The sequence below is a fragment of the Mycobacterium sp. genome, from assembly GCF_052145595.1.
GTDB lineage: Bacteria > Actinomycetota > Actinomycetes > Mycobacteriales > Mycobacteriaceae > Mycobacterium.
The window spans coordinates 1-26,946 of record NZ_JBKQOI010000081.1; the positions used below are offsets into that span (position 1 = coordinate 1).

The 26,946-nt window shown below is 67.6% G+C and carries 23 protein-coding genes and 1 pseudogene; 6 read left to right on the plus strand and 18 right to left on the minus strand.

Annotation, left to right across the window (positions count from 1 at the left end):
* The 6 genes and pseudogenes from ACLP4W_RS06395 to glmS all read right to left on the minus strand — a co-directional run.
* Positions 1-128 (minus strand): annotated as a pseudogene (locus tag ACLP4W_RS06395) (alanine racemase); the annotation flags it as partial.
* A gap of 182 nt (positions 129-310) precedes the next feature.
* On the minus strand, positions 311-1,708 hold the full coding sequence (locus tag ACLP4W_RS06400) for a glutamate decarboxylase (RefSeq protein ID WP_442385226.1): 1,398 nt from the start codon (positions 1,706-1,708) through the stop codon (positions 311-313).
* A gap of 28 nt (positions 1,709-1,736) precedes the next feature.
* The gene (locus ACLP4W_RS06405; protein ID WP_442385228.1) at positions 1,737-3,158 is read right to left on the minus strand and encodes an NAD(P)H-hydrate dehydratase; all 1,422 of its coding nucleotides are present in this window, start codon (positions 3,156-3,158) and stop codon (positions 1,737-1,739) included.
* A gap of 22 nt (positions 3,159-3,180) precedes the next feature.
* On the minus strand, positions 3,181-5,058 hold the full coding sequence (locus ACLP4W_RS06410; protein ID WP_442385230.1) for an alpha/beta hydrolase family protein: 1,878 nt from the start codon (positions 5,056-5,058) through the stop codon (positions 3,181-3,183).
* A 92-nt stretch (positions 5,059-5,150) separates the two neighbouring features.
* Positions 5,151-5,828: a rhomboid-like protein gene (locus tag ACLP4W_RS06415; protein WP_442385374.1), complete on the minus strand. Its 678-nt coding sequence runs from the start codon at positions 5,826-5,828 to the stop codon at positions 5,151-5,153.
* 48 nt (positions 5,829-5,876) lie between these two features.
* Positions 5,877-7,751 (minus strand): glutamine--fructose-6-phosphate transaminase (isomerizing), encoded by a 1,875-nt coding sequence (glmS, locus tag ACLP4W_RS06420; protein WP_442385232.1) that lies wholly within the window; start codon positions 7,749-7,751, stop codon positions 5,877-5,879.
* Positions 7,752-8,446: 695 nt separating this feature from the next.
* Between glmS and ACLP4W_RS06425 the strand changes: the two genes are divergently transcribed.
* The gene (locus ACLP4W_RS06425) at positions 8,447-8,677 is read left to right on the plus strand and encodes an Rv1535 family protein (RefSeq protein WP_442385234.1); all 231 of its coding nucleotides are present in this window, start codon (positions 8,447-8,449) and stop codon (positions 8,675-8,677) included.
* On the opposite strand, the gene ACLP4W_RS06430 is transcribed toward ACLP4W_RS06425, so the two are convergent.
* Complete coding sequence (locus ACLP4W_RS06430; RefSeq protein ID WP_442385236.1) at positions 8,674-8,790, minus strand: alpha/beta fold hydrolase; 117 nt, start codon at positions 8,788-8,790, stop codon at positions 8,674-8,676. The two genes, ACLP4W_RS06425 and ACLP4W_RS06430, sit on opposite strands and share 4 nt — an antisense overlap.
* Before the next feature lie 52 nt (positions 8,791-8,842).
* Between ACLP4W_RS06430 and ACLP4W_RS06435 the strand changes: the two genes are divergently transcribed.
* Positions 8,843-9,682 carry a dienelactone hydrolase family protein gene (locus ACLP4W_RS06435; protein WP_442385238.1) on the plus strand — a complete coding sequence of 280 codons (840 nt, stop codon included), beginning with the start codon at positions 8,843-8,845 and terminating at the stop codon, positions 9,680-9,682.
* 190 nt (positions 9,683-9,872) lie between these two features.
* Here the strand turns inward: ACLP4W_RS06435 and ACLP4W_RS06440 are convergent, their stop codons facing one another.
* Complete coding sequence (locus ACLP4W_RS06440) at positions 9,873-10,286, minus strand: DUF4189 domain-containing protein (RefSeq protein ID WP_442385240.1); 414 nt, start codon at positions 10,284-10,286, stop codon at positions 9,873-9,875.
* Positions 10,287-10,495: 209 nt separating this feature from the next.
* Between ACLP4W_RS06440 and ACLP4W_RS06445 the strand changes: the two genes are divergently transcribed.
* Positions 10,496-11,539 (plus strand): LLM class F420-dependent oxidoreductase, encoded by a 1,044-nt coding sequence (locus ACLP4W_RS06445; RefSeq protein WP_442385376.1) that lies wholly within the window; start codon positions 10,496-10,498, stop codon positions 11,537-11,539.
* A 5-nt stretch (positions 11,540-11,544) separates the two neighbouring features.
* Here the strand turns inward: ACLP4W_RS06445 and ACLP4W_RS06450 are convergent, their stop codons facing one another.
* The 9 genes from ACLP4W_RS06450 to eccCa form a co-directional block, all read right to left on the minus strand.
* Positions 11,545-12,927: a hypothetical protein gene (locus tag ACLP4W_RS06450; RefSeq protein ID WP_442385242.1), complete on the minus strand. Its 1,383-nt coding sequence runs from the start codon at positions 12,925-12,927 to the stop codon at positions 11,545-11,547.
* Between the two features lie 2 nt (positions 12,928-12,929).
* Entirely contained in the window at positions 12,930-13,262 is a 333-nt protein-coding gene (locus ACLP4W_RS06455) for a type VII secretion target (RefSeq protein ID WP_442385244.1), read from the minus strand.
* A gap of 47 nt (positions 13,263-13,309) precedes the next feature.
* Positions 13,310-14,647 (minus strand): phosphoglucosamine mutase, encoded by a 1,338-nt coding sequence (gene glmM, locus ACLP4W_RS06460; RefSeq protein ID WP_442385246.1) that lies wholly within the window; start codon positions 14,645-14,647, stop codon positions 13,310-13,312.
* A gap of 136 nt (positions 14,648-14,783) precedes the next feature.
* Positions 14,784-15,281 carry a 30S ribosomal protein S9 gene (gene rpsI / locus ACLP4W_RS06465; RefSeq protein WP_442385248.1) on the minus strand — a complete coding sequence of 166 codons (498 nt, stop codon included), beginning with the start codon at positions 15,279-15,281 and terminating at the stop codon, positions 14,784-14,786.
* Positions 15,278-15,721 (minus strand): 50S ribosomal protein L13, encoded by a 444-nt coding sequence (rplM, locus tag ACLP4W_RS06470; RefSeq protein ID WP_442385250.1) that lies wholly within the window; start codon positions 15,719-15,721, stop codon positions 15,278-15,280. Before rplM ends, rpsI begins: the two co-directional genes overlap by 4 nt.
* A 236-nt stretch (positions 15,722-15,957) precedes the next feature.
* Complete coding sequence (locus ACLP4W_RS06475; RefSeq protein WP_442385378.1) at positions 15,958-16,242, minus strand: WXG100 family type VII secretion target; 285 nt, start codon at positions 16,240-16,242, stop codon at positions 15,958-15,960.
* Positions 16,243-16,268: 26 nt separating this feature from the next.
* Positions 16,269-16,586 carry a WXG100 family type VII secretion target gene (locus ACLP4W_RS06480; RefSeq protein ID WP_442385252.1) on the minus strand — a complete coding sequence of 106 codons (318 nt, stop codon included), beginning with the start codon at positions 16,584-16,586 and terminating at the stop codon, positions 16,269-16,271.
* Between the two features lie 50 nt (positions 16,587-16,636).
* A complete protein-coding gene (locus ACLP4W_RS06485) occupies positions 16,637-17,929 on the minus strand; it encodes a type VII secretion-associated protein (RefSeq protein ID WP_442385380.1) in 1,293 nt (430 codons plus the stop codon).
* 8 nt (positions 17,930-17,937) lie between these two features.
* Complete coding sequence (gene eccCa / locus ACLP4W_RS06490; protein WP_442385254.1) at positions 17,938-21,672, minus strand: type VII secretion protein EccCa; 3,735 nt, start codon at positions 21,670-21,672, stop codon at positions 17,938-17,940.
* A 127-nt stretch (positions 21,673-21,799) separates the two neighbouring features.
* On the opposite strand from eccCa, the gene eccD reads away from it, so the two are divergent.
* The gene (gene eccD, locus ACLP4W_RS06495; protein WP_442385256.1) at positions 21,800-23,185 is read left to right on the plus strand and encodes a type VII secretion integral membrane protein EccD; all 1,386 of its coding nucleotides are present in this window, start codon (positions 21,800-21,802) and stop codon (positions 23,183-23,185) included.
* 35 nt (positions 23,186-23,220) lie between these two features.
* Positions 23,221-24,495, plus strand: coding sequence for a type VII secretion-associated serine protease mycosin (gene mycP / locus ACLP4W_RS06500; protein WP_442385382.1), 1,275 nt, complete (start codon positions 23,221-23,223; stop codon positions 24,493-24,495).
* Here the strand turns inward: mycP and eccB are convergent.
* A complete protein-coding gene (eccB, locus tag ACLP4W_RS06505) occupies positions 24,460-25,884 on the minus strand; it encodes a type VII secretion protein EccB (RefSeq protein ID WP_442385258.1) in 1,425 nt (474 codons plus the stop codon). The two genes, mycP and eccB, sit on opposite strands and share 36 nt — an antisense overlap.
* Positions 25,885-25,986: 102 nt before the next feature.
* Here eccB and ACLP4W_RS06510 point away from each other — a divergent pair, with 102 nt between their 5' ends.
* A complete protein-coding gene (locus ACLP4W_RS06510) occupies positions 25,987-26,904 on the plus strand; it encodes a cutinase family protein (protein WP_442385260.1) in 918 nt (305 codons plus the stop codon).
* Positions 26,905-26,946 lie beyond the last annotated feature (42 nt).

The window sequence follows — 26,946 nt, forward strand, 5'->3', positions numbered from 1 at the left end:
ACGACGGCCATCACCTGCGCGCGCCCGGCGTGCTCGCGCAACACCCGCACGTTGTGCTCAATAGCACCCAGGTCCACCACCGCCTCCGCGAGGACGCCCGGTGTCAGGGATATCGGCGTAACGGCCAACGAAGTCGTGCTCCCAGATCTATGTGTCGGTTCGCTGCCCACATTCTCCCAGAACCGTTCGTGCGCGCCGGTCCAACAGCCGCACCGCTGGTCAATTTCATCCCATCGGTCGCAGTTGCCACACCAGTAAGTGTGTCGGCAGACACAATCTGCCCGCCCTCGAGCGACGGACCGCCGCCCCCTCAGTGCGCGAAGTGCTGAGCGTTGTAGTGTCCGCCCGGCTTGATCTTGTCCAGGGAGGCCAGCGCGGTGCGGGCGTCGTCGTGCAGCGCCCTGGCCAGATCGGCCGAGAGTCCCTCGCGCACCACGATGCGCAGCACCGAGATGTTGGTGGCGTTGTCGGGCATGGTGTAGGCAGGCACCTGCCAGCCGTAGCCCCGCAGCTCATGGGAAAGGTCGAACTCGGTGTATCCGCGGTTCTTGGCGAGCCGGAAGCTGACCACCGGGATCGCCGAGCCGTCCGAGATCAGCTCGCAGTGGTCGCCGACGCGCAGCTGCTCGCCCAGCCACCTCGCGGTCGACGACAGCGATTGCATGACCTGCGTGTAGCCCTCGCGGCCCAGCCGCAGGAAGTTGTAGTACTGGCCGATCACCTGGTTGCCGGCGCGGGAGAAGTTCAGCGTGAATGTCGGCATGTCGCCGCCCAGGTAGTTGACCCGGAACACCAGGTCCTCGGGCAGATACTCCTTACTGCGCCAGACGACGAACCCGATACCGGGGTAGGTCAGTCCGTACTTGTGACCGCTGACATTGATCGACACCACCCGCGGCAGCCGGAAGTCCCACTTGATTTCCGGGTGCAGGAAGGGCACCACGAATCCTCCGCTGGCGGCGTCGACGTGCACCGGCACGTCCACACCACCGGCTGATGCCGGTTTGAGGGCCAGTTTGTCCAGCGCCGCGCAGATCTCGGCGACGGGTTCCAGCTCACCGGTGTAGGTGGTGCCCACGATTGCCACCACGCCGATGGTGTCCTCGTCGACGGCGTCGATGACCTGCTCGGGAGTGATGACGTAGCGCCCCTCCTCCATCGGCAGATAGCGCGGTTCGACGTCGAAGTAGCGGCAGAACTTCTCCCACACCACCTGGACGTTGGAGCCCATCACCAGGTTGGGGGTGCGGCCCTCCCAGCCCTTGCCGACCTTTTGCCGCCAGCGCCATTTCAGGGCCAGCCCGCCCAGCATGACCGCCTCGCTGGAGCCGATGGTCGACGCCCCGATGGCGCTGGACGGATCGTCATCACGCAGGTCGTCGGCGTGAAAGAGGTCGGCGACCATGCAGACGCAGCGCTGCTCGATGGATGCGGTGATCGGGTATTCGTCCTTGTCGATCATGTTCTTGTCGAACGTCTCGGCCATCAGCTTCTCGGCCTCGGGATCCATCCAGGTGGTGACGAACGTGGCCAGGTTCAGCCGTGAGCTGCCGTCCAGCATCAGCTCGTCGTGGATGAAGCGGTAGGCGGCCTCCGGGTCCATCGATTCCTCGGGCAGCCGTAGCGCCGGCACCGGGGTGGTGAACATGCGTCCGGTGTAGGCGGGCGCGATCGAGTATGCGGGGACGGACGGGTGGCTGAGGGTCACGGCAAATCCTTTCGTTGGCTGGGTGCTGTTACAGGACGGCCAGGGCGGCCCGGATATGCGGGACCATTCGGGACGACGACGTCGGCGCGTCGCCGGGGCCCGGGTCAGCGGCCGACAGCGCCGCCGCGCGCGCGTGCACGAAGGCCGCGGCCGCGGCCGCCTCGGCTGCCGGCAACCCGGACGCCAGCAGCGCGCCGATCATCCCGGACAACACGTCACCGGACCCGGCGGTGGCCGCCCAGGATTGGCCGGCCGGATTCAGGTAGACCGGTCCGCCGGGGTCGGCGATGACGGTGACGTTCCCCTTGAGCAGCACGGTAGCGCCGAACGCGTCGGCCAGCTTGCGGCACGCGCCCACACGGTCGTCCCCCGGCGGGTTCCCGGCCAGCCGGGCGAATTCACCGGCGTGCGGCGTCAGCACCGTCGGCGCGTTGCGGTTGACCACCAGCTCGGGGTGGGCCGCCAGCATGGTCAACCCGTCGGCGTCCACGATCACCGGAAGGTCGGTTTCCAGCGCGAACCACAGCGCCGCGGCCCCGGTGTCGTAGGTGCCCAATCCCGGCCCGACGACCCAGGCCTGCACGCGTCCGGCCGCCGCCGGGGTGGGCGACGCGATCACCTCGGGCCAATGCGCGAGCACCTCGCGGTGCGCGCTGCCGGCGTAGCGGACCATGCCCGAGGTGGCGGCCACGGCGGCGCCGGTGCACAGCACGGCGGCGCCCGGGTACGTCGACGAACCGGCCATCACGCCGGTCACGCCCTGGGTGTACTTGTCGTCGCGGGGTCCGGGCACCGGCCAGCGCGCGAGCACGTCGGCGGCCTCGAAGCCCAGCACGTCAGTGTCGGGCAGGTCGAGCCCGATGTCGATCAGTTCGACGCGGCCGCAGTCGGCGAGCGCGTGCACGGGTTTGAGCCCACCGAAGGTGACGGTCAGCGCGGCGTGGACCGCGGGACCGGTGATCGCCCCGGTCTCCACGTCGATGCCGCTGGGCGTGTCGACGGCGACCACCGGGATCCCTGCCTCGTCGACAGCGGCGAACACTTCGGCCGCGGCCGGGCGGAGCGGACCCGAGCCGGAGATGCCCACTACCCCGTCGATGACGAGATCGGTTGCGGCCGAGACACTGTCAACGATGCGGCCGCCGGCTTTGCGGAATGCCGCCAGGCCCTTGCGGTGGGTGTGGTCCGGGCTGAGCAGCACCGCGTCGGCGGCCGCGCCGCGACGGCGCACGAAGGTCGCCGCCCACAGCGCATCGCCGCCGTTGTCTCCCGAGCCGACGACCGCGCACACCCGGCGGCCGGCCACCCCGCCCGTGCGGGCGGTCAGCTCCCCGATGATCTCGGTGGCCAGCCCGAAGGCCGCGCGTCGCATCAACGCACCGTCGGGAAGGCTGGCCAGCAGCGGCGCTTCGGCGTCGCGGATTGCCTCTACGGAGTAGTAGTGCCGCACCAGAGTCAGCTTTCCATGCTCGCTAGACGGCCGTACGCCCGATGCCTTTCGTGGCGCCGAAAGCCCTGTGCAGCCATTCGGTCATCGCCGCGGCCAGCGCCGCGTGATTCTCGCGCTTGACGATCTCGTGACCGTCGTCGGTGAAGAGTAGATAGCGCACGTCGCGACCGGCCCGCCGCAGCGCGTCGACGATCTGCTCCGACTCGCTGACCGGCACGTTGGTGTCGTGGGCACCGTGCACGACCAGCAACGGCGCAGTCAGGGCCTCGACACGACGCAAGGGCGACAGCTCCTCGAGCAACTCGCGGTCGTTGAACGGGTGCCCGTACTCGGGATACGCCTCATCGGCGATCCACGGCTCGGTGTTGCGGTAGAACGTGGTCAAATCACTCATTCCGCAGATGGTGATGCCCGCCGCGAACAAGTCCGGGTGAAAAGTCATGGCCGCCATGGTCAGGAAGCCGCCGTACGACCAGCCCGCGCACGCGATCCGCCGCGGGTCGGCCAGCTGGTTGTCCACCAGGAAGCGCACACAGTCGGCGACGTCGTCGATGGCTTCGAACCGTTTTTCCTTGTCGTCGGCGTGGACAAAGGTGCGGCCCGAGCCGCCGGAACCGCGGACGTTCGGCGTCAGCACGGTGATGCCGGCCTTGAGCAGTTCCGGAATGATCTCGCTGTAGTCGGGCCGTGCCTGGCCTTCCGGGCCGCCGTGCAGATACACCAAAGCGCCTGAGGCAGGGCCGCTTACGGTCGACCGGTACAGCCACGCCGGCAGACTCAGCCCGTCGCGTGCCGTGATCCTCTCCGGCACCGGCACGGCGGAGAAGCCCGGCGCCATCGGACCGCGACTGGGTTCGCGGTCGATGCGTTGCCATTCGCCGGTGCGCGGGTCCACCAACTCGACGGTTCGTGGCATCCACGGGCTTTGTACGGTCATCGCCAGCATCGAGCCACCGGCGCTGATGGAGAGTTCGCCGGCGACCAGGCCGGGCAGCGGAATCGGATCGTGCAGCGTGTAGTCGGTGTATTCGAGAATCTGTAACTCACTGCGGCCGTGCAGGTTCCACAGCATTGCGATGGTGGACAGGTCGTCACTGACGATGAACTCGTCGAGATCACAGTCCGGGCGCTCGGCCACCACGAAGTAGCTGACGCCGTCCAGCGTGGCCGTCACTTCCAGCAGCCGGGCGTGCTCGCAGCCGTTGTCGCTGATGATCAGCGCCCGGACGTATCCGTCGCCACCCACGCCCGGGTAGTACAGCCTGGACAGCTCGCGGGTCGGGCCGTACCGAACGCGGCGAGGTTGGTGATCGTCGAGGATGATGCCGTGGGCGGTCGTGGAGCCGGGATCCGAAGGCAGCAAGGCTAATTCGGTGTGACCGTACAGCATGACCATCTCGCGGTAGCCGCGTGGCCCGACCCGGATCAACGACGCCCCGGCCCACGCGTCGACCAGTCGACCGCCGGATCGGCGGTCCAACACGGTGCACCGGCCGTCGGCCGGATCGATCAGGCAAGACTGCCCAACTCCGTCCTCACCGGTCAGGATCGCCGCCACCCTGCTACCGTCCCACCCGATCAGTTCGGCGGTCCCGGCGTCTTCGCCGTCGATGCGCTGGGCCATCCGATCGTCAGGATCGGTGGTCACGACCCAGATCTGCTTGCGAGTGCCCCCTTCGGGAGCTACCTCGCATGCCAGCCACTGACCGTCCGCCGAATGAATGACGCGAGAGACCGGACCCTCGACCGGAAGCTCGACATCACGCGACGAACTGGCTCGACGCCCGCGCAGGAAGCGCTGCACCGCGCGCGGATAGCCGCCGTCGTCGATGAGGTGAGCGAACGCGGTCGCGTCCGGGGACAACGATGCGCCGTAGAGCGCGCGCACCTGCTGTCCCATCGCCTCATCCCTCCCGTCGGTCGATCACCCCCGACGGTAGCAGCGCTCGCAACACCGCCGGTGCTGCAGCAGAACCGCATTCGACTGCCGCGTCAGGTCGGGGTCTGGCCAGAACGAAGCCCCCGGAGGGCGGTCTTGAGTTTCGCCGGATTCAACGGCGGGCGCTTGCGTTCTCGCGCCATCGGATAGAAGCAGAGCCCGATGAGGATCGAGGCGAAGTGACCGATCGCGGTGAAGTCCAGCTCGACGCGGTCCATCGTGAGCAGCGGAAAACCGAAGATGAGCAGCAGTACCCCGAGATAGCCCCAACGCCACGGCCGCGCAATGTGATAGGTCAGCACCGCCATCACGCCGACGAGGAAATAGCTGACCCCGATATCGCGGGCGTGCACCAGCCTTTGCGGCGCTTCGTGTTCCTTGATCGCGTAGTAGAGGATGCCTTCGCTGATGTAGGTGGCGAGGATATGAGTGGTCAATCCCACAGTGAGCCAACGCAGATGGCCGAGCCAGTGTTCGGCCGGTGCGAGAAACAGGGTGAACAGCAGCAGGTACGGTGCCAAGTACCGGCCGTCGATCCACAGCAAGCTGTTAAACAGCACTTCCAGTGGATCTTTCAACAAGTGGTGAATGTTGGTGGAGCTGTCGAGGGCCACGGCGTGGTACTCGCGCTTAGTGAGATGGCGCTGGATGATCGTCGTGATCAGCAGCACGAACAGCCACCCGTACGTCAATGGCGCGCCGATGACGAAATGCCACATCACGAGCCACATGCGGCGCAGCCGTCCCCGCACCGATGCGTGCGCCACGGCGTCCACCCTCTATTCGACGGTGACGGACTTGGCCAGGTTCCGTGGCTTGTCGACGTCGTAGCCGCGGGCCTGGGCCACCGACGCGGCGAACACCTGAAGCGGGATGGTCGACACCAGCGGCTGCAAAAGGGTTGACACCGAAGGGATTTCGATCAGGTGATCGGCATAGGGGCGTACGGTGTCGTCGCCCTCCTCGGCGATCACGATGGTTATCGCGCCGCGGGTCTGGACCTCGCGGATGTTGGACAGCAGCTTGGCGTGCAGGATGGCCTGCCCTTTGGGCGAGGGCATCACGACGATGACGGGCAGGTCGTCTTCGATCAACGCGATCGGGCCGTGCTTGAGCTCGCCGGCGGCAAACCCCTCGGCGTGCATGTAGGCCAGTTCCTTGAGCTTCAGCGCGCCTTCCAGCGCCACCGGGTAGCCGACATGGCGACCCAGAAACAGCACGGTCGACGATTGGGCGAACCGATGCGCCAGGGCGGCCACCGGTTCGACCGTCGCGAGCACCCGGGCCACCAGGTCCGGCATCGCTTCCAGCTCGCGGTATTCGCGCTCGACCTCGTCGGGGTACTTGGTGCCGCGGGCCTGCGCCAGCGCCAGGCCGACCAGATAGTTGGCGGCGATCTGTGCCAGGAAGGTCTTCGTAGATGCCACGCCGATCTCCGGGCCGGCCCGCGTGTAGAGCACCGCGTCGCACTCGCGCGGGATCTGCGAGCCGTTGGTATTGCAGATCGCCAGCACCTTGGCCTTCTGCGCCTTGGCGTGGCGGACCGCTTCCAGGGTGTCCGCGGTTTCACCGGACTGCGAGATCGCGACCACCAGCGTGCTGCGGTCCAGCACCGGGTCGCGGTAGCGGAATTCGCTGGCCAGCTCCACTTCGACCGGCAGCCGCGTCCAGTGCTCGATCGCGTATTTCGCCAGCAGCCCGGAGTGGTATGCGGTGCCGCAGGCGACCACGAACACCTTGTCGACCTCGCGGAGTTCCTGATCGGAGAGGCGCTGTTCGTCGAGGACGATCCGGCCGCCCACGAAATGCCCGAGCAGGGTGTCAGCCACCGCGGTGGGCTGCTCGGCGATCTCCTTGAGCATGAAGTACTCGTAGCCGCCCTTTTCGGCGGCGGCCAGATCCCAGTCGATATGAAACTCGCGATATGCCCCGGGTTCCAGGTCATCATTGCCGTCGAAGTCGGTGATCCGGTAGCCGTCCGCGGTGATCACCACGGCCTGGTCCTGACCGAGTTCGACGGCGTTGCGGGTGTGCGGGATGAACGCCGCCACGTCGGAGCCGACGAACATCTCGCCGTCGCCGATCCCGAGCACCAGCGGTGTCGAGCGGCGGGCGGCGACGATGGTGCCCGGCTCGTCGGCGTTGGCGAACACCAGCGTGAAGTGGCCCTCCAGCCGGCGCAGCACCGCCAGCACCGAAGCGGCGAAATCGCCGGCGGTCTCGCCGTGCCGGTAGGCCTGCGCCACCAGGTGCACCGCGACCTCGGTGTCGGTGTCGCTCGTAAACTCCACGCCCGCCGTCTCCAGCTCGTGGCGCAGGGCCGGGAAGTTCTCGATGATGCCGTTGTGGACGACGGCGATCTTGCCGGCCGCGTCGCGGTGCGGGTGCGCATTGCGGTCGGTGGGACGGCCGTGGGTGGCCCAGCGGGTGTGACCGAGGCCGGTGGTGCCGCGCCTCGACTCCGGCGCCATCTCGGCCACCGCCTCCTCCAGGTTGGCCAGCCTGCCAGCGCGCCGCCGCACGGTGAGTTTGCCATCGCCGTCGACCAGTGCGATTCCCGATGAGTCGTAGCCGCGGTACTCCATCCTGCGCAGCGCGTCCATGACGACCTCGCAGGCCGGGCGCTGCCCGACGTAGCCGACAATTCCGCACATTCTGACCAGGGTAGTGCAGCCGTGCCCCCGGGACGGCCTCACACGCCTGACCTGCGCAATCCGGCCACGGGCCGGGGAAGCGAGGTCGGGATCCTCCGGCAAAGCAGGTCGAGGCGTGGTGCAGCCGAATTCATTTCAATTCATATTCCCTTCATAAAGCCGAAGCTCATTTCACCTGATGTATTTCTGGCGTTTTCGGTCGCTTCATTGCCCCAGCAACATATGCATTTACGCTCCGGAATATCGGCTAAGGCTGGCAACCACCGAGGAGTCACGTGAACTGCGAAATCGGCAAACGCCGATATGCAGCTCCGCTAACGGCAAGACGGCACCGGGAGCCAGCGGAAAGGACAACGGTGTTGACGCTCGCCTGATCACGACTGCGCGAGGTTTGGGGCCGCCGCTACGGATGAATGATGCTGCAAAGCAATGTGTTCGCCACAGCCGGGAATCGCTGCACGACCGCGCAACCGTTCTCTTGCCAATCAGTTTACAACAGGTATCAATGCCGATAATCCAGCTACCCGGCAACCGCGTTTGGATGCTGCACCACGGATCCCAGTGGAGCAGATATTCGCAGGACGCGCAAACTTATCCAGGAGACCCCAGAAGACCGAAGCCGGGTCGGTCAAAGTGCATAAACGTTAATTCCAGACCGGGCTTTTGACCCGCGCATCAATCCCCAGGAGGGAATCATGACCGCTGTCCTTTACGACGATGTGGTGACGACCGCCCGCGCGCCGAGGCTGACGCTGGCGCCCCCGCAAAAGCAGGCTCCTGAGCAGGCATCGAAGCGGCTGCCTCGGCCGCAGATCGGCGCCGGCGGCGACCCATTGGTGGATGCGGCCACGCGTTTGCTGAGCATCCCACTGCGCCAGGTGTACGCGGTGCTCTGGCGGGTGGGCCTGATTGAGGTCACGGCCTAACGAGCGGTAAAGCTCAACACGGCTCTGTTGAACTCGTCGGGAGATTCGATCATCGGAGAGTGACCGACGCCGCCGATGACCGCGAGCTCACAGTCGGCCAACTTGTCAGTCATGTCCAGGATCCGTGCGTGGACGCGGTGGACCCATCCCCGCTAACGTCGACGGGTGGCCCGAAAGCGCAAGCTCGTCGCAGCCCTCAGCCGCCGTGGCCCGCATCGGGTTTTGCGTGGTGACCTGGCCTTTGCCGGTTTGCCGGGGGTGGTGTATACGCCCGAAACCGGGCTCAACCTGCCCGGCGTCGCGTTCGGTCACGACTGGCTCACCGGTGCCGGTCGCTATTCGGGTCTGCTGGAGCATCTGGCGTCGTGGGGCATCGTGGCCGGCGCTCCGGACACTCAGCGGGGCCTGGCGCCTTCGGTGCTGAACTTCGCCTTCGACCTTGGCACCGCCCTCGACATCGTGGCGGGCGTGCGCCTTGGGCCCGGCAACATCAGCGTGCATCCCGCCAAGCTCGGCGTGGTGGGCCACGGTTTCGGCGGCTCGGCCGCGGTGTTCGCCGCGGCCGGCATGCCGGACAAGCCGAAAGCCGTGGCGGCGCTGTTCCCGTCCGTCACCAATCCCCCGGCCGAGGAGCCGGCCGGGACGCTTAAGGTCCCGGGTTTGATCTTGACCGCGCCGGGAGATCCCAAATCGCTGAATTCCAACGCGCTAACGCTTTCCGCCGCATGGGAAACGGCCACGCTGCGTGTCGTCAGCAAGGCCGAACCCGGGGGGCTGGTTGAGGGCCGGCGACTGAACAAGGTGTTCGGACTTGCCGGACCGCACCGACGCACCCAGCGATCGGTTCGGGCGCTGCTGACCGGGTATTTGCTGTTTGCGCTGGGTGGCGACAAGGCGTACCGCGACTTCGCCGATCCGGACGTGAAGCTGCCCCAGACGGACTCGGTGGATCCCGAGGCGCCGCCGGTCGCCCTCGAAGACAAGGTCGTCGCGCTGCTGAAGTAAGCCCTTGGCGGCCCCGGCGCGGTTTGATTTGCGCGCCAAGGCAACATAACGGCGCAGGTTGCATTACGTCGCAGCTAAACGCGGGAGCGCATTCGAAATGGCCGGGCATATCCGGCTGACAATTAGCAAGTCCCCCAGAAGATTTGAGGTACCCACACCGTTGCGCCGGTGCTGAGGTGTGCATAAGTCATTAGCTCGTAGGATCTCCCAGGCAGTGGCCCTGGTCTTTTAGGACCGTCCCGCCATGGGCGGCAGCCAGAGCCGCTGCCTCCGCTTCATCGCTTGTCGGACCCCAGCCCCCGAAGTATTTGGTGTGCGCGGCGTCCATCGCGAGCGCGACGCACCCACCCGGCCCACTGGCCAGAACACGACAGTCGCTGACTCGCTTGCGACACGCCGACATCACTACCTGCTCGGCGGCAGATTGGCTGGCTTGCCCGGCATAGATCCCGGAGATATGCCCGGTGGAATCCGATATCGCCATCGCAATCCAATTATCGTCGGCATGCGCGATCGGCGTTGCTGCGAATGCCACGCCAATCGCGATCGCCGCCGCTGCTAACTTCTGCACGGGCTTTCCCACCCCATTTCTTTTGCCCTGCATCGTTATTACGCGAGCAACACTATTACACGGCACTACATCACGCGACGGGAACATTTCTCGACCCATCTCCGCCGCAGTCGTTTGCCGGCGCTGCGCGATTTCGCCGGAGTTCTAAGTCCGGTATCGAGGATGCCCATCCGATGGCACCCGGCCGGTCCGACGCGCACCCGCCCGACCGCGGCGCGCCGTCATCGTGGTATCAGTCGTTGGTGCGCATCGGGATCGCTTTGGATTACTCGCGCGGCTTTCACGAGGCCGTCGACCGCGTCGTCGACCTCGAGAAGGCCGGCATCGAGGTTGCGGTGGTGGCCGAGGCGTATGCCTTCGATGCCGTCAGCCAGCTCGGATATCTGGCCGCCAAGACAAACACCGTCGAATTGGCGTCGGGGGTGTTTCCCATCTACATCCGCACGCCGTCGCTGCTGGCGATGACCGCCGCGGGCCTGGATTTCGTGTCCGACGGACGATTCCGTCTGGGGATCGGCACGTCCGGGCCTCAGGTGATCGAGGGGTTCCACGGCGTCGAGTTCGACGCCCCGCTGGGCCGCACCCGCGAGGTGGTGGAGATCTGCCGGCAGGTGTGGCGCCGGGAACGGCTGCAATACGCCGGCAAGCACTACCAAATCCCGCTGCCCGCGGATCGCGGAACAGGTTTGGGCAAGGCCCTACAACTCATCAATCACCCCGTGCGCGAACGCATTCCGATAACGATCGCGGCGCTGGGCCCGAAGAACGTCGAGCTCACCGCCGAGATCGCCGAGGGCTGGCAGCCCGTCTTCTATCTCCCGGAGAAAGCCCACTCGGTGTGGGGCGAGGCGCTGGCCGCCGGCACCGCCAAACGGGATCCCGCACTGGGGTCCCTGGACGTCGTGGTGCACGCGTCGCTGGCCGTCGGCGACAACGTCGATGAGCGGCTGGCCTGGGTCAAGCCGCAGCTGGCCCTCTACCTCGGCGGCATGGGCGCCAAGGGCCGCAACTTCTACCACAACCTGGCGACGCGCTATGGGTTCGGCGAGGTCGCGGACCGGATCCAGGAGCTGTACCTGTCCGGCCGCAAGCGTGAGGCCATCGACCTGGTGCCCGACGAAATGGTGCGCGGGATGTCGCTGGTCGGCCCCCGCGGGTATGTGGCCGAACGACTGGCCGCCTTCGCCGAGGCCGGCGTGACAACGCTTTTGGTGAGCCCTCTGGCGGCCGACCCCAGCGAGTCCGTGCGCTTCGTCGAGGACGTACTTGCGCTGCGGTCCGCCTGAGGCGATCACTGCCCGGCCTGCGGCAGCTGGTCCGCGGCGATTTCGCACGGCGTCGATCCCTCATTCACCGGAGCCGCAGGGCCGCCGCTCGGCGGATTGTCGACCGGCGCGGGCGGGTCAACCGGCGCGGGCGGGTCGACCGGCGCAGGCGCGTCGACCGGTGGCGGTGGGGCGTCGACCGGTCTAGCCTCCTCGACGGGTTTGGTCCCCTTGGTCTCTTCGACCTCGTCGGTCTCTTCGGGCTTGGCAGGCTCGTCATCGGACTTGTCGTCCTCGTCATCGGACTTGTCGTCGGTGTTGTCGTGCTTCCCGTCACCGACATCGTGCTGGTCTTCGGCGTGGAAGGGATCCTCGTCGGAGGCATCCTCCCCGAACGGATGCTCGGCGCCCAGCTGGCCGGCCGCCGATCCCAGCAGCGAACCCATCGCATCGACAATCCGGCTGGCCAGCCCCCCAAGGCCACTCAGTCCGCCGCCCAGGTCGCCTGCGGGCATGGTCGAGGCGTTACCGAGCGCAGTTCCCAAGTCCGGCACCGGCGTCGCGGGAGTGGTCGCGGCCGGAGCCGGAGCCGAAGCCGTCAAGGTCGGCGTCGGCGCGGGATCGGCTGGCAGGCTGCGGAACTCAGCCGGGGGCGCGACCGCGGCGGCCGTCGTCGGCGCCATCGGCGGGCGTGGCGGAGGCAATTGGTAGCCGGGCCCGAGGTCGCCGGGAGACTCGAAGCATGCCGCCGGCACGGCGGCCATCCGGTTGGTGACCATGTCGTAGGACGTCGCCACCCCGGCCACCGTCGAACGCATGGTAGTCAGCCAGTCATTGCGAATTTCGTTGTCCACGTAGGGATTTATCTGTTGTCGGACCACCTCCTCGGCGGTCGCGCGATCTCCCACCCCGGTTGTGACCGCAGCGGCCGCCGCCAACCAGGTCTGCTGTTGTGCGCGCGTGCGATCGTCGATCGCGATGGCCGTCGCGACCTTCGAGTCGACTAGATACCACAGGTTGTCGCGCAGTGACTCACACCGTTGGGCCGCCGCGCGGACTTCGGTGGCCACCGCGTTTCCGGCGTCGACATGACGCTCCAGAAACCGAACCGCGGAATCCCCGCCCGGCCCCGTCCATGCCGCCGCCAGTTCGGCAACCTGGGCACACTGCATCCGTAACGCTTCGGCGACCGCCGCGCCCGCCGCCCGCAGTTCCGTGCAGTCGCAGTCGAGGACCCGCAGGTCGAGACCTTCTTCGCTGTCGTACCACTCGCGGACCTGGGCGGGGTGCGACGTCAGGTCGGGATGGTCGTAGCCGAGCACATGGCAGGCGTGCACGTAACTCTGCGTGTGCTCGACGCTGAGCCGGCCCTCGGCAAGGCGCTCGGCGACTTCTAACCGGTCAGCCACGATCAGGCGATCCGCGCCGCGGCATACAGTTCGGCATCGGCGTAGTGGTCGGCGCCGGCCCGCAGTGCGACGGCGATGTCGACGGCCGCCCACGCCCACTGCGACACCTGCGCCACAAGCCGCTCCAACTCGACGCGCAGCGCGTCGCCGTGCGCGGCGTGTGCCCGGCCGGCGCTGGCCCCGCTGAAAACCAACCGCGCCAAGTTATCTCCGACCGCGCGGTCGATGAGTTCGGCGGCGGCGCTCAACTGGTCGGCGACCCTGTGCACCGCCGCGACGTCGACTTCGGTGCGGGTAAGGGTGCGGGCGAAAGTGGCTCGACTATCGAATCTCATGCCTAATCCGACGCCCGGAGCCGCTTTGGGGTTCCAGCGCGTGCGGATCAGCGCGCGGCGCTCACCACTTCGGCGAGCCGGGTGGCGACCTGCTGAGCGATGTCTGCTTCGGGCGCTTCCACCATGACGCGAATCATCGGTTCAGTTCCCGAGGGGCGCAACAGGATTCGACCGGTGTCACCCAGTTCGGCCTCGGCCTTCTCGACCGCGGTCCGCACCGAGGGCGCGGTAGCGGCGGAGGCCTTGTCGGCGACCTTGACGTTGATCAGCACCTGCGGCAACGCGTGCATCGCCGAGGCGAGATCGGCCAGTGACGACCCGGTCTGCACCATGCGTGTCATCAGTCGCAGCCCGGTGACGACACCGTCGCCGGTGGAGCCCACCGCGGGCATCACGATGTGACCGGATTGCTCACCGCCCAGGCTGTATTCACCGGCCCGCAATTCCTCCAACACGTAGCGATCACCGACCCCGGTGGTGCGCACGGTGATGCCGGCCGACCGCATGGCCAGGTGCAGCCCGAGGTTGCTCATCACGGTGGTCACCAGCGTGTTGGAAGCCAGTTCGCCGGCCTCTTGCATCGCCAGCGCGAGCACGACCATGATCGCGTCGCCGTCGACGAGCCGCCCCTCGGCATCGATGGCCAGGCACCGGTCCGCATCCCCGTCGTGCGCCAGGCCCAGGTCGGCACCGTAGGCAACGACGGCTGACCGCACGGAATCCAGGTGTGTCGAGCCACAGCCGTCGTTGATGTTGAGCCCGTTGGGCTCGGCGTTGATCGCGATGACCCGCGCGCCGGCCGCACGGTAGGCGCGCGGCGCCACGGACGATGCCGCACCGTGGGCACAGTCGACCACCACGGTCAGGCCGTCGAGCCGCAGTGTGCTGCCCTTACTCAGGTGGCGCAGGTAGCGATCGGCCGCATCCTCGGCGTCGATGAGGCGCCCGATCCCGGCGCCGGTCGGTCGCAATCCGGGTCCCGAAGCGACCAGCTCTTCGATCCGATCCTCGGTGTCGTCGTCCAGTTTGTGGCCGCCGGGGCCGAAGATCTTGATGCCGTTGTCGGGCATCGGGTTGTGCGACGCCGAGATCATCACCCCGAAGTCGGCGTCGTAGGCGCCGGTCAGGTACGCCACCGCCGGGGTCGGAAGCACCCCGACCCGCAGCGCGTCGACGCCCTCACTGGTCAGCCCGGCGACCACCGCGGCCTCCAGCATCTCGCCGCTGGCCCGTGGATCGCGACCGATCACGGCGACTCGGCGGCCCGGTCGGCCCGAACTCACCAGGTGTCGCGCCGCCGCGGAGCCCAGCGCCAGGGCCAGCTCAGCGGTCAACTCGCCGTTGGCGACCCCGCGAACACCGTCGGTGCCGAATAGTCGACCCATGCGCACAAACCTCTCACAGTTGGCGGTCCTGCACCTAACGTGCCCTTAACTTTCTGACCGAACCCCGCGCGATCGTGCGCAGACACGCCGCTGACCATGCAAAGATGCACGGTCGCGGCCAGAAAGTGATCGCTGATCAGCGCTTGCTGTACTGCGGCGCCTTGCGCGCCTTCTTCAGGCCGTACTTCTTGCGCTCGGTGGCGCGCGGGTCACGGGTGAGGAAGCCGGCCTTCTTCAAAGCGGGCCGGTCATCCGGCGACGCCAGAATCAACGCCCGGGCGATGCCCAGGCGCAGGGCGCCGGCCTGACCCGACGGGCCGCCGCCGTGCAGGAGGGCGAAGATGTCGAAGCTTTCCACCCGATCGACGGTGACCAGCGGGGCCTTGATGAGCTGCTGGTGCACCTTGTTCGGGAAGTAGGCCTCCAGGCTGCGGCCGTTGAGGTCGAACTTGCCGGTGCCGGGCACCAGCCGCACCCGCACGACGGCCTCCTTGCGGCGGCCGACGGTTTGGATGGGCCGCTCGAACACGAACGCATCGCTGGGCCTGGCCGCGGGGCTCTCGGCCGGGGCTTCCGGGGTTTCGGGGGTTTCGGGGGTTGCCGGAGCCTCCAAGGCCTCGGTTGTTTCGGTCACTGGGCGACCTGCTTGATCTCGTACGGAACCGGCTTCTGCGCGGCGTGGGGATGCTCCGGACCGGCGTAAACGTGGAGCTTGCGCTGGATCTGACGGCTGAGCTTGTTCTTGGGCAGCATGCCGACGATCGCCTTCTCCACGACGCGGTCGGGGTGCTTTTCCATCAGCTCGCCGGTCGTGCGTTTGTGCAGCCCGCCGGGATACCCCGAGTGGCGGTAAGCGAGCTTGCTCTGCAGCTTGTCGCCGCTGATGGCGACCTTGTCGGCGTTGACGACGATGACGAAGTCCCCGCCATCGACATTGGGGGCGAACGTCGGCTTGTGCTTGCCGCGCAGCAGGTTGGCTGCCGCCACGGCAAGGCGGCCAAGCACCACGTCCGTGGCATCGATGACGTACCACGACCGCGTGGTGTCACCCGCCTTGGGCGCATATGTGGGCACAGCGCTTACCTTCTTCTTCTCGAGGTGGATCCCGGTGCGACCCGGGTATCGGTCAGGCGGCCCTGGTAGGTCTGCGGTGGGGGTTTGATCTCGGCGACCGACATTGACCCGAGGCCCCGGCGTACCGCACGCCAACCGAGCAGCTTACCGATCGGCGTCCCCGCAGGTCAAAATCACTGTGTTGGTCCCAACGGCTCTCCTTCCGTCGGGACCAACACAGAGCCTGTTATGAAGGGCTACCTTCCCCAGACGCCGGCCGCCCGCCGGTCGGCGTTCGCGACCTCTTCCGCACCCTCGCGCACCGCGTTCCCGAGGTCGACCAGTATCTTGTTGAGCGCGGTCGCCGCCTGGTGCCACTTCAGCTGCTCGAACTGGTACGCGGCAGCCGCTTCGCGCGTCCAGAGCTGCTGCAATGGGGAGATTTGTGAGTGCAGCTCGTCCAGCGCGGCATTGAAACGCGCCGATGTGGTGTGGATCTCCTGGCGCACGGAGTATTCGATTTCGGCGAAGTTGTAGGACATTAACGGATCCACGGCCGATCCCCCGATCACAGGCTTCCGCCGGCAGCGGCGACGTGGCGAGCGTGGTTCTGCCCGGCCTCCCGCAGCGTGGCCTCGTTGTGCCGAATGGTTTCGGCGATGGCGTGCAGGACGTGGTAGAGCCTCATCGACTCGGCGTTCCAGCGATCCACCACATCTTTGAACCGCGCGGCCGCGAGCCCACCCCACACGGTGGAAGGCACGCAGCTCATGCGGCCGATGAATGCCTGCAACATGGCCCGAATTTCTTCGTTGCGGGCGTCCGTCGTGCCCGCAACCGAACGCATCAGGTCAAAGTCGGTGCTCAGAGTGCTCGATGTCGCCATACCTAATACGACCGTGCCGACCTCCGTTTGGTTCCGCCCGATCCGGCGGCTCATCCGATTGCATGGGCGGACCGCACCGCCTGCTCGCATGCATCGCGCACGGCCCCCTCGTCACCGGGCCGGCTCTGGCATCCGACGCTGATCCGGACCGGCCCGTCCAGCAACACCGTCCACCGCACGTGATGGCTGGCGCGGACTTCGCGGTAGGTCACCGCAGGCCGGCCGGCGCTGGTTCCCGATGGGTTGAAGTCGACAAACACCCCGACGGGCTCCGCGTCGATCGCGCGTTTCAACCGCTCGGCCGTGCCACTGAGCGTTTCACCGGCAACCAGCGATTGTGTGACGTGCAACGCCACTTCGGAATCCGACGGCGACGTCACCTGTACCCGCGCCGAACCGGGCCCGGTGACCACCCGCTGCGTGGGCCAGTTCGCGGGCACCGCGACCGCCACCCGGCCTTCCACCAGAAATGTTGTCAGCGCCGTCTGCACCTGCACCGAGGGCGACGCGCCATGGCGGCCCGCGGGGGCCACGGCCGAAACCCCCAGCGACAGCACCGTGAAGGCGGCGGCGGCGCCCACAACCCCACTAAACATCCGCGACATCCGCGACATCCGCGCGCCAGAAGGGACACCATCGGCAGCGACGGTCTGCCTTGGCTCGGATGGCTCGTCCGGAACCGGCCACGCCGACCGGCTCAGTCGGGTGAGCACAGCGTCATCGATTTCCACGACGGTCTGACCGGCCCCGCGCACCGCACCGGCGATCAACGTCGCGAGCGCCGGTGCGCGGTTGACCGTGCTCGGGGCGTCGATGAGCACGACCGCCGCTATGTCTCGCGCCATCCCGGCGATGACCGTCGCGGCTTTCTCAACAACGCGGTCCGGTTCCACGGTGCGGGGTATAGCGACGACCTCGGGACCGTTGAGCACCACCAACCGCTCGGCGATCTCGACCACCACCGTCGCCTCGCATTCCGCGTGTTCCTTATCGGAGGCCCGCGTCAGCAGCCACGACCGCGGGCGCACCAGCACGTCATCGGCCAGGGTCTGTGCGGCCGCTGTCACCACGCCGACGCGCGACGACGGCCACCACGACGGATGCACCAGGGCCATCGATTTCCGTCCGTCCGGGCTGCCACAGTTCAGTGACCGCAGCGCGGTGCGCCACAGCGAATCGACGGCGACGGGGCGCTCGCCCACCAGTGCCACTCGATCGTCTATCGCGCCCAGCGCCGCCTCGACGATCTCAGTCAGGTCGCCGTCAGCGGCCTGGCCTGTGTCACAACATAATCGGCGGATCGTGCCCGGCCCGGCCTCGATGATTGCGCGGTGTGCGCCCACGTACGGGCTCATGACGGCGGGCTCCAGGCCACCTGCACAAGCTGGTCGTCACCGGCACGAGTGATCAGCACACCACGGCCCGGTGGCAATCGCGCGGGGCGGCCGGAACCGAACGGTGCGCCCTCGTCTGGACGTCCACTCATCGTCAGGCTCATGCAGCCGATATCACGCAGGCCCGCCAGCAGCGGCTCGAACAGGGCGCGCTCGGCACCTCCGCTGCGCCGTGCCACGACCAGGTGCAGTCCGAGATCCTTTGCATGCGGCAGATATTCGACAATCGCGGCCAGTGGGTTGCCCGTCGGGGTGGCCACCAGGTCGTAGTCATCGACAACGACGTAAATGTCCGGCCCGGACCACCACGACCTGGACCGCAGCTGCGCCTGGCTGACGTCGACAGGTGGCATCCGCCGCCGCAGGCGATCGAGCAGAGCCGGCAGCAACGCACCCAGCGCGGCCGGTGACATGGCGTACCCGCCAAGGTGTTCCGACTCGACCACGCCGAGTAGGGAGCGGCGAAAGTCGACGATCAGCAGCTGAGCCTGCGCGGCGGTCTTCGTTCGAACGATCTCGCGACACAGCATCCGTAACGTGGCGGTCTTTCCACACTCGTTGTCCCCGAGGATAAGCAGATGCGAATGTCGCTCGAAATCGACCGCGAGCGGCTGCAATCGGCGCTCCTCGAGACCGAGCAATATCCGCGCACCCAGTTCGGCACCCGCTCGGCCGACGACGGTGTCGTGGTCCACGTGCGGGGGCAGTAGCGGGATCGGCGGCGCGACTGATTCGGCATGGGCGATCCCGTCCACCAGCGGCAGCGCGATCACCATGTGCAGCCCCTCGCGGGAAAGGCCGCGACCCGGTCTGTCGTGGGGTACCTGCTGCGCCCGTTTGCGGTCAAGCTCGGAGTCCGCGGGATCGCCCAGCCGCAACTCGATGCGAGTGCCGATCTGATCCTTCAGCGACGGTCTGATCTCGGCCCAGCGCGACGCCGACAACACCACATGTACGCCGAACGAAAGTCCTTGCGATGCCAGCGCGGTAATCGATGACTCGAGCGCCTCGAAATCATGACGAAGCCCCGCCCAGCCGTCGACGACGAGGAACACGTCACCGAACGGGTCTTCATCGGGCACCGCGCGCCGCTCTGCTCTCAGCCGACGGTAGTGGCCGATCGACTCGACGCCCCGGTCGCGAAAGATGGCCTCACGGGATCGCACGACTGATTCGCACTCGGCGATCATGCGCGCAACGAGCTGCGGCTCTGCCCGGCCGGCGACGGCACCCACATGCGGCAATCCGCGTACCGACGCCAACGCTCCCCCGCCGAAGTCCAGACAGTAGAACTGCACCTGCCCCGGATCGTGGGTGGCCGCCAACGCCGTGATCAGCGTGCGCAGTGCGGTCGACTTGCCCGTCTGGGGTGCACCGACGATCGCCACATTGCCTGCCGCCCCGGACAAATCCACCATCAGCGGCGTGCGGCACTGTTCGAACGGCCGGTCGATGACGCCCATCGGTACCGTCAGGCCCGCCGGCGCGGACACAGTGTCGCGGAGCAGGGCGTCCAGCGCCGGTGCCTGGCCCAGCGGGGGCAGCCAGACTTGGTGCGCGGGCGGCCCATGTCCGGACAACCGCCCGATGATCGCTTGCAGGACGGTCCGGGTGGACGAGCCGCCAACCTCCACGGCGCGGGTGACACGGCCAACCGGCCGTGTGCTGAACGAGCGCACCGAAGGCGCCGCCACCGGAGGCGCACAAGCCGGCGCGTCCGCGCGCAGCGGCCCCGAAACGAATGCGGCCTGAAAGCGAATCAGCTCGCCGCTACTGGAGCGCAGAAAGCCCGCGCCGGGCGTGTTCGGCAATTCGTGCGCGTCGAGTGTTCCCAGAACCGTTCGTGATTCGCCGGCGGAGAGGGTCTTCAGGCAGATCCGATAGGACAGGTGAGCTTCCAGTCCCCGCAGCCGGCCCTCGTCGAGCCGCTGACTGGCCAGTAACAGGTGCATCCCCAGCGACCGGCCAAGCCGGCCGATCGCCACAAACATATCGGCGAAATCGGGTTGCTGGCTGAGCAGTTCGGAAAACTCGTCCACGATGATGAACAGCGTCGGCAGGGTGGCCAATTGGCCACCGGACCGACGCGCAAGTTCGTACGCCCCGACGCTGGCGCACTGCGCCGTTCGCAGCAGCCGTTGCCGACGGTCCATCTCACCGGCCAGTGCGTCTCGCATCCGGGCCACCAGCGGTGCTTCATCGGAGAGATTGGTGATGACCGCGGCCACGTGCGGAGCTCGCGCCAAATCGAGAAACGTTGCGCCCCCTTTGAAGTCGACGAGCAGCAGGTTGAGCATCTCTGGAGAGTTCCGCGCCATCATGCCTAGTGCGATGGTGCGCAGCAGCTCTGACTTGCCCGACCCGGTGGCCCCCACGCAGAGCCCGTGTGGGCCCATGCCGTTTTCGGCGGACTCTTTGATATCGAGCTCGACCGGCACGCCGTCGACCGTGGTTGCGATGGGAACGCAGAGTCGGTCGTGGTGGTATTGGCTGCGCCACAGTGTGATCGGCTCGAAGCGGGTGATATCGCCGAGTCCCATCAGACTTGGCCAGCCCGACCCGCCAGCCGGACCCGGCGCTGCGGTACGGTAGGCGGCGAGTCGGCGGGCACATAGCAGCGTGTCCACGGGATCCATCTGGTCGGGGTACAGCAGGGCTTGAGCGTCGCCGTTGCGCCCGATCGACAACGGCGCGCCGTCGCAGCCGGTGCCGACCTCAAGGACGGTCACACCCGCGATAGCACCAGCGCTGGCCCGGCCGGCGTACTCGTCCAGGTCGGCGATGAGCACCACGTGTGCCCGTCCCCTACCCGGGAGCGCATCCAGCGCCCCCGCCACACTCCGATACACCATGCGGGCAGACCCCAGCTCATCGGCGGCGGCCGGATGTTGATTGTTCGGCAGCCATTTCAGCCAATCCCAGTGGGCCCGCGCCCGGTCGCTGACCGCCGCGACGATCAGCAACTGGTCTGGCGCGTGCAGCACGGCCAGTTGGCAGATCATCGCGCGCAGCAACCCGCGGACCGAGCTCAAATCGCCGTCGATCGTCGCGGTGGCAACATCGCGCAGGCCGATCGTGATCGGCGCGTCCTCGATCGTCGAATGCGCCTGAAGGAAGCGACACAAGGCGGTCGTGGTGACCGGATCCGAAAGCCCCTGGGATCGGGTTGCGGGGGCCACCAAGCGGGCGGCAAGCGGCCGGGTTCCGATGCCGACGCGGACAACGCAGAAGTCCGGGTCGGACGCTCGCCGTTCCCACATCCGCGCGCCGCCGATCAATGTCCACAGCGCATCCGGGTCGGGATGACTCCAGCTTAGTGATGAGCGCTGTGCCGCAGCGGCTTCGGCGACAATTCCGCGGAGCCGGCTCAGGTATCCGAGATAGTCGGCGCGGTCGGCGTCGACAATTCCGCCCTGCCGGCGGCCACGTCCGGTTGCGGCCATGACCAGCACCGAAACGAGCGTCATCATCGGGAAGGCCAGGAACATCGGGTTGCGGGTAACGGGCGAGCCCGTTGTGAAGGCCGCCGCCATGACGCCCAGGGTCGCGACCGACGTGACAGCCGGCAGCAGGCGGGGCAGCATGCCGTTCGACGGTGGCGGCGGTAGGCCGGGCGGCGCCTCAACGACGATGTCCGTCGACACGTCCGCGGCCGGCAGTCGCCGCACCACGGGCACGAAACCTTGCGTCATCCCGCCCTCCCACCGCTTGACGACGGTAAGGAGCGCCGTAATCGGCTGCAAGTCACCTGTGGACAGCCGGATACCGGGCAATCGAAAACCGGCTACCGTGCCGACAATCCGACTGAAGGGGTCACTGTTGCAGGTATCCGATCCGGGGCTGCGCCGCGTGTCAATTCATGCCGGCACCGTCGTCGTCGATTTGGCCCTGCCCGCCGGGGTTCCGGTCGCCGTCCTCATCGCGTCGATCGTCGACATGCTGAAGGGCCGCGAGGTCGACGGTTCCGCTGATCTCGAGGCGAGGCGATATCACCTTTCCCGCCCCGGCGCGTCCGCTTTGGATACGTCGACCACGCTGGCGCAGAACGATATCCGCGATGGTGCTGTTCTGGTTCTGGGTCAGTCCACTAACCCGCCGCCCGCTCCGCGTTACGACGACGTGGCCGAGGCCGTGTCGGCGACGCTGGATGGAACGGCCCGGCTTTGGGACCATTCCCGGAACCGAAAGGCAGCCCGGCTCACCGGCGCACTGGCGGCGGGTTTGCTGACCGGTGTCGGTGGGCTGATGCTCATCCGGAATGCGCTGGGCAACAACATTGCTCGTGGCCTCGGCACCACCGCCGGCGTCGCGGCACTTGCCGGTTTGGTCGCCCTGCTGTTTGCGGCGATCGCACACCGCGCATATCGGGACGCGATCGCCGGGCTCGCGCTGAGCGTGATCGCCACCGCATTCGCGGCGGTTGCCGGCTTTCTCGCGGTGCCCGGCACCCCTGGAATCCCGAATGTGTTGCTGGGTGCGACGGCGGCAGCCGTCACCTCGGTGTTGGCGATGCGCGTATCGGGCTGCGGTGTAGTCACATTGACGGCGGTCTCGTGCGTCGCGCTGGTCATCGCCGTCGCCGCGCTGGTCGGCGTGTTCGCCGCCGCCCCGCTGCGCGCGATCGGTGCGGTATCCGCGCTGGTATCGCTCGGCCTGCTCGGGGTGGCGGCGCGGGTGTCGATAATGCTGGCGGGGTTATCGCCCCGGCTGCCGCCCGCACCCGAGGCGGACGGGGTTTGTTTGGCCGGCAAAGCGATCCGCGCTGACGACTGGTTGACCAGCCTGCTCGCCGCGTTCGCATCGTCAGCCGCCGTCGGAGCCATCATCACCATACTTGCCGGCGCACCGCGGCTGAGCTGCATCGCTTTTGGCACCGTCACCGGCGCGCTGCTGCTGTTGCGTGCTCGTTCGGTTGACGTGAAAAGGATGCTGGTGTTCGTCATCAGCGGAATCGTCATCACTGCAACGACTTTCGGGGTCGTCGCCCTGAGCACGCCGCAGCGCGGGGCATGGCTAGCAGGCGTGACGGCAACGCTGGCCGCCGCGGCGATTTACCTGGGCTTCATCGCTCCCGCAGTATCGCTCACACCATTGGTGCGCCGAAGCGTCGAAGCGCTGGAGTGCCTGGCGCTGGTCGCGATAGTGCCCCTGACCTGCTGGATATGCGGCCTCTACGGCGCCGTTCGGGGATTGAATCTCAAGTGAGCGCATCAAGTGTGGCGCGCCTGCTGACGGTGTCGATGCTGGCGGCGCTATCCCAGCTCGCAACGCCGCCGGCGTACGCGGTTTCCCCGCCACAGGTCGACGACAGGTGGCTGCCCAAGCCGGCGTTCCCGGCGCCGCCGTGGCCCACCGTGCAACGCGAGGTTTGCACGGTGATGACGGAGGAGCCGGAACCAAACCGCCATCAGCTCGCAGACCTCGTCGACCTGCCGCGGATCTGGCAACTCACCCGTGGTGCCGGACAGCGGGTCGCGGTCATTGACACCGGCGTTTCGCGGCATCGCCGATTGCCCGATGTGGTCCCCGGAGGGGACTATGTGTCCACTGGTGACGGTACCCAGGATTGCGATGCACACGGCACCCTGGTAGCCGGAATTATCTCCGCAGCAGCGGATTCCAAGGCCGATAGCTTCAGCGGGGTGGCGCCCGAGGCGACCCTGATCAGCATCCGGCAGTCCAGTGCGAAGTTCGCTCCCGCCGACGACCGGTCGCGCACCGGGATGGGTGACGTAGCCACCATGGCCAAAGCCGTCCGGACGGCCGCCGATCTCGGCGCATCGGTGATCAACATCTCGTCGGTTGCATGCGTTCCCGTGGCGTCGGCGCTCGACGACCGCGCGCTGGGCGCCGCGCTGGCTTACGCGGTCGACGTCAAAAATGCTGTCGTCGTGGCCGCGGCGGGCAACACGGGCGGCACCGCACAGTGTCCCCCTCAGCGCCCGGATACAACCTGGGAGACCGTCACGGTCGCGGTCAGTCCGGCTTGGTACGACGACTACGTGCTGACCGTAGGTTCGGTGAACGCCGAAGGGACGCCGTCGGCGTTCACCCTCGCCGGCCCCTGGGTGGATGTCGCCGCCACCGGCGAGGCGGTGACGTCGCTCGGTTCGCAACCGGTATCGGGCACCAGTTATGCCGCGCCCGTGGTCAGCGGGCTGGCCGCACTGATCCGGGCCCGGTTCCCCGCGTTAACCGCACGGCAGGTGATGCAGCGCATCGAGTCGACCGCGCATCATCCACCCGCGGGATGGGATGCCCTCGTCGGCCACGGCACGATCGATGTGCTGGCCGCGGTCAGCACCGACTCGAGTCCGCCCGCCAACACACCCAGACCAGCACCAGCGCCCGTGCCGACCGCCGCGCCACCGCCCCCCAAACCGCGGAACTCTCGCGCCCGGGACATCGCATTGCGCGGCGCGGCCATCTGCCTTGTTGCGCTGGTGGCGGCCTTGGCAGCCGGCGCGGCCAGGGGTCGGTTACGGGGGTCCCGCAACCGTGTCCCGGGCGACTGAGGCCTTCTGCCTGCTCAGTTCCGGTCCCGACGGCAGGGCCGCCAAGACCGGCCACGGCGCCGGGATCGCCGCCGTAAGGCCAAGGTCATGCGCCGCGTCATCGTCGTGGATCGCGAACCGCACTCCTGTGTCGGTAACGAGGTATCGCGTGCCGACTCGGCCATTCCCCCGCACGTAGGAGCTGCGGCCGGGCGGCAGGTAGACCGCGTCCAGCGCGGGACCGCGACCGTCGGCTTGTGACAAGGTCACCGGCGTCTGACCGGCAGGGACCGGCAGGCCGCTCCCGGCCAGGAACGCGACGCCGAAATTCCCGGACGACTTTGGCTCCCGAGGCTCCCAGGTGACGCACGAGGTGCTGCCGCCGTCCATGGTTGGTGCCCGGTCGGGGAAACTGGCCACCGGCAGCGCGTTCACGATAGGCGCCGCGCGGATCGCATCGGGTGCGACCGTGACGGTGTTGGCGGTGCCCCGCGAGTTGCTGAAACGCAGTAAATCCGCCGCCACCTGGCCGATGCGCTGGACTCCGGCGGCCAGCACCGCGTAGTACTCGTCACCATCGCCGCGTGTAATGCGCACCACACTGCCGACCGGAAATCCGGGCAGACCGGCCGCCTGGGCGCCCGCGCCGCGAATCCGCGGAGCCGTGATGGGCGGCGCCTCGGGGACGGCGTTCAGCAACGCCTGAGAAACGACAAGCGGCGCGCGGCCCTCGAGCCGAAGTGCGCGCAGAACCGCGGCGTCGGCAAGATCCACGACCGCGCGCTGACCGTTGTTGAGCAGGTAGGCCGGCGAACCCGACGGGGGCGCGACCAGCATGGCTTGATCACGGCCTAAGCGACGGATCGACGACGTCTCGGTGGGCCCGACCACGACCGTCGTTGCCGCACCGGCGTCGGTATCGCAGATCGTCCAGACCGACTCGACTGCGGAAAGCGGCTCGCCGAGCAGCTGCGGTGCACCCGGAATACCAAGCAGCGGACCGCGCTTGGTCAGTCCCAGATCAGACTCAGGCACGGGCCGCGGGTTGGCGTCGGTCGCCGCGATCAACCGCGCAGAAGCCAGGTTCAGCACCGGATGCCAAGTATCGCCCACCCGCACGTACAGCGCCCCGGATTCTTGACCCATGACGATCTGAGCCTGATCGAGTTGCGCGTGCGGGCGCAGCAAAGCCAACGCCGCACACGCCGCCAGCGCGACCGTCGCCAGCACGCAACCGACCGCGAGCGATGCCGTATGCGCACGCGGCGATTCGTCGACCGTACGGATGTCCCTGCCCAGCAAAGCGCATTCGACGCGACGCAGCAGAAATCGGTAGGCGCTGATTTGCAGCCGGGTCGTGGGTTGGCGCAAGGACGATCGCTCCAAGATCCCCCCGGAAATCTGTGGCATCCGTAACTCCGCATCACGATAACCGCTGGTCCGGGGCGCCCGCTGCATCCATCCACAGGTCAGAAAAGTTTGGCGAGGCCTCGATACGGGTAACATTTCGGCGTGAAATCTCACCGCATACCCAGCCCTTGGGGCCCTCGGGCGGGCAGCGCGCGGTCAGGGGGGCACTGGGTCGGCCTGGGCGCTTCGGCAGCTTCGGCACTGGTCACCGCCGCCGGCCTGCTTCTCGCCCCGAACGCGGCACCGGTCGCCTCTGCCGATGACTGCCCGCACGTCGAGGTCATCTTCGCCCGCGGCACCAACGAGCCACCCGGACTCGGCCGGGTCGGCGACGCCTTCGTCGACTCGCTGCGCCAGCAGACCGGCGGCCTGAACATCGACACCTACGGGGTCAACTACGCCGCCAGCAAGCTGCAGCTGCACGGCGGCGACGGCGCCAACGACACGATCAATCGCGTCAAACAGGCGGTGCAGAAGTGCCCGAACACCAAGATCGTGCTGGGCGGCTACTCCCAGGGCGCGTCCGTGATTGACATCGTCGCCGGCGTCCCCATCGGCGGCATCAACTGGGGCAGTTCACTGCCGCCCGAGTACGCCAACAACGTCGCGGCGGTCGTCACCTTCGGCGACGTGGCCGACCGCGCCGGCGGATCGCTGCCGACCCAGAGCGTCATGCTCGGTTCCAGGGCGATCGACCTGTGCAACCCCAACGACCCGATCTGTCACGCGGGCCCCGGCAACGAGTGGAGCGGACACACCGAGGGCTACGTCCCCGTCTACACCACCCAGGCCGCGGCTTTCGTTGCTTCCAAGCTGTTGGCCGGGACCGGCCAGCAGGTACCCGGATTCGGGCCGCCGCAGGGATACGGCCCGCAGGCGCCGGGGTACGGGCCGCAGACGCCCGCGTACGGCCCGCCGTCGATACACGGTAATGTCCCGCCGAACTCGCCTAACACGCCATACTCGCCATACACGCCGACCACGCCTGCGACGCCGTCCCCGCAGGGCCCGCTGGTCTAGGCCGTTCGCTGAAGGCACCGCCCGCGGTGATCCGCTGCCCAC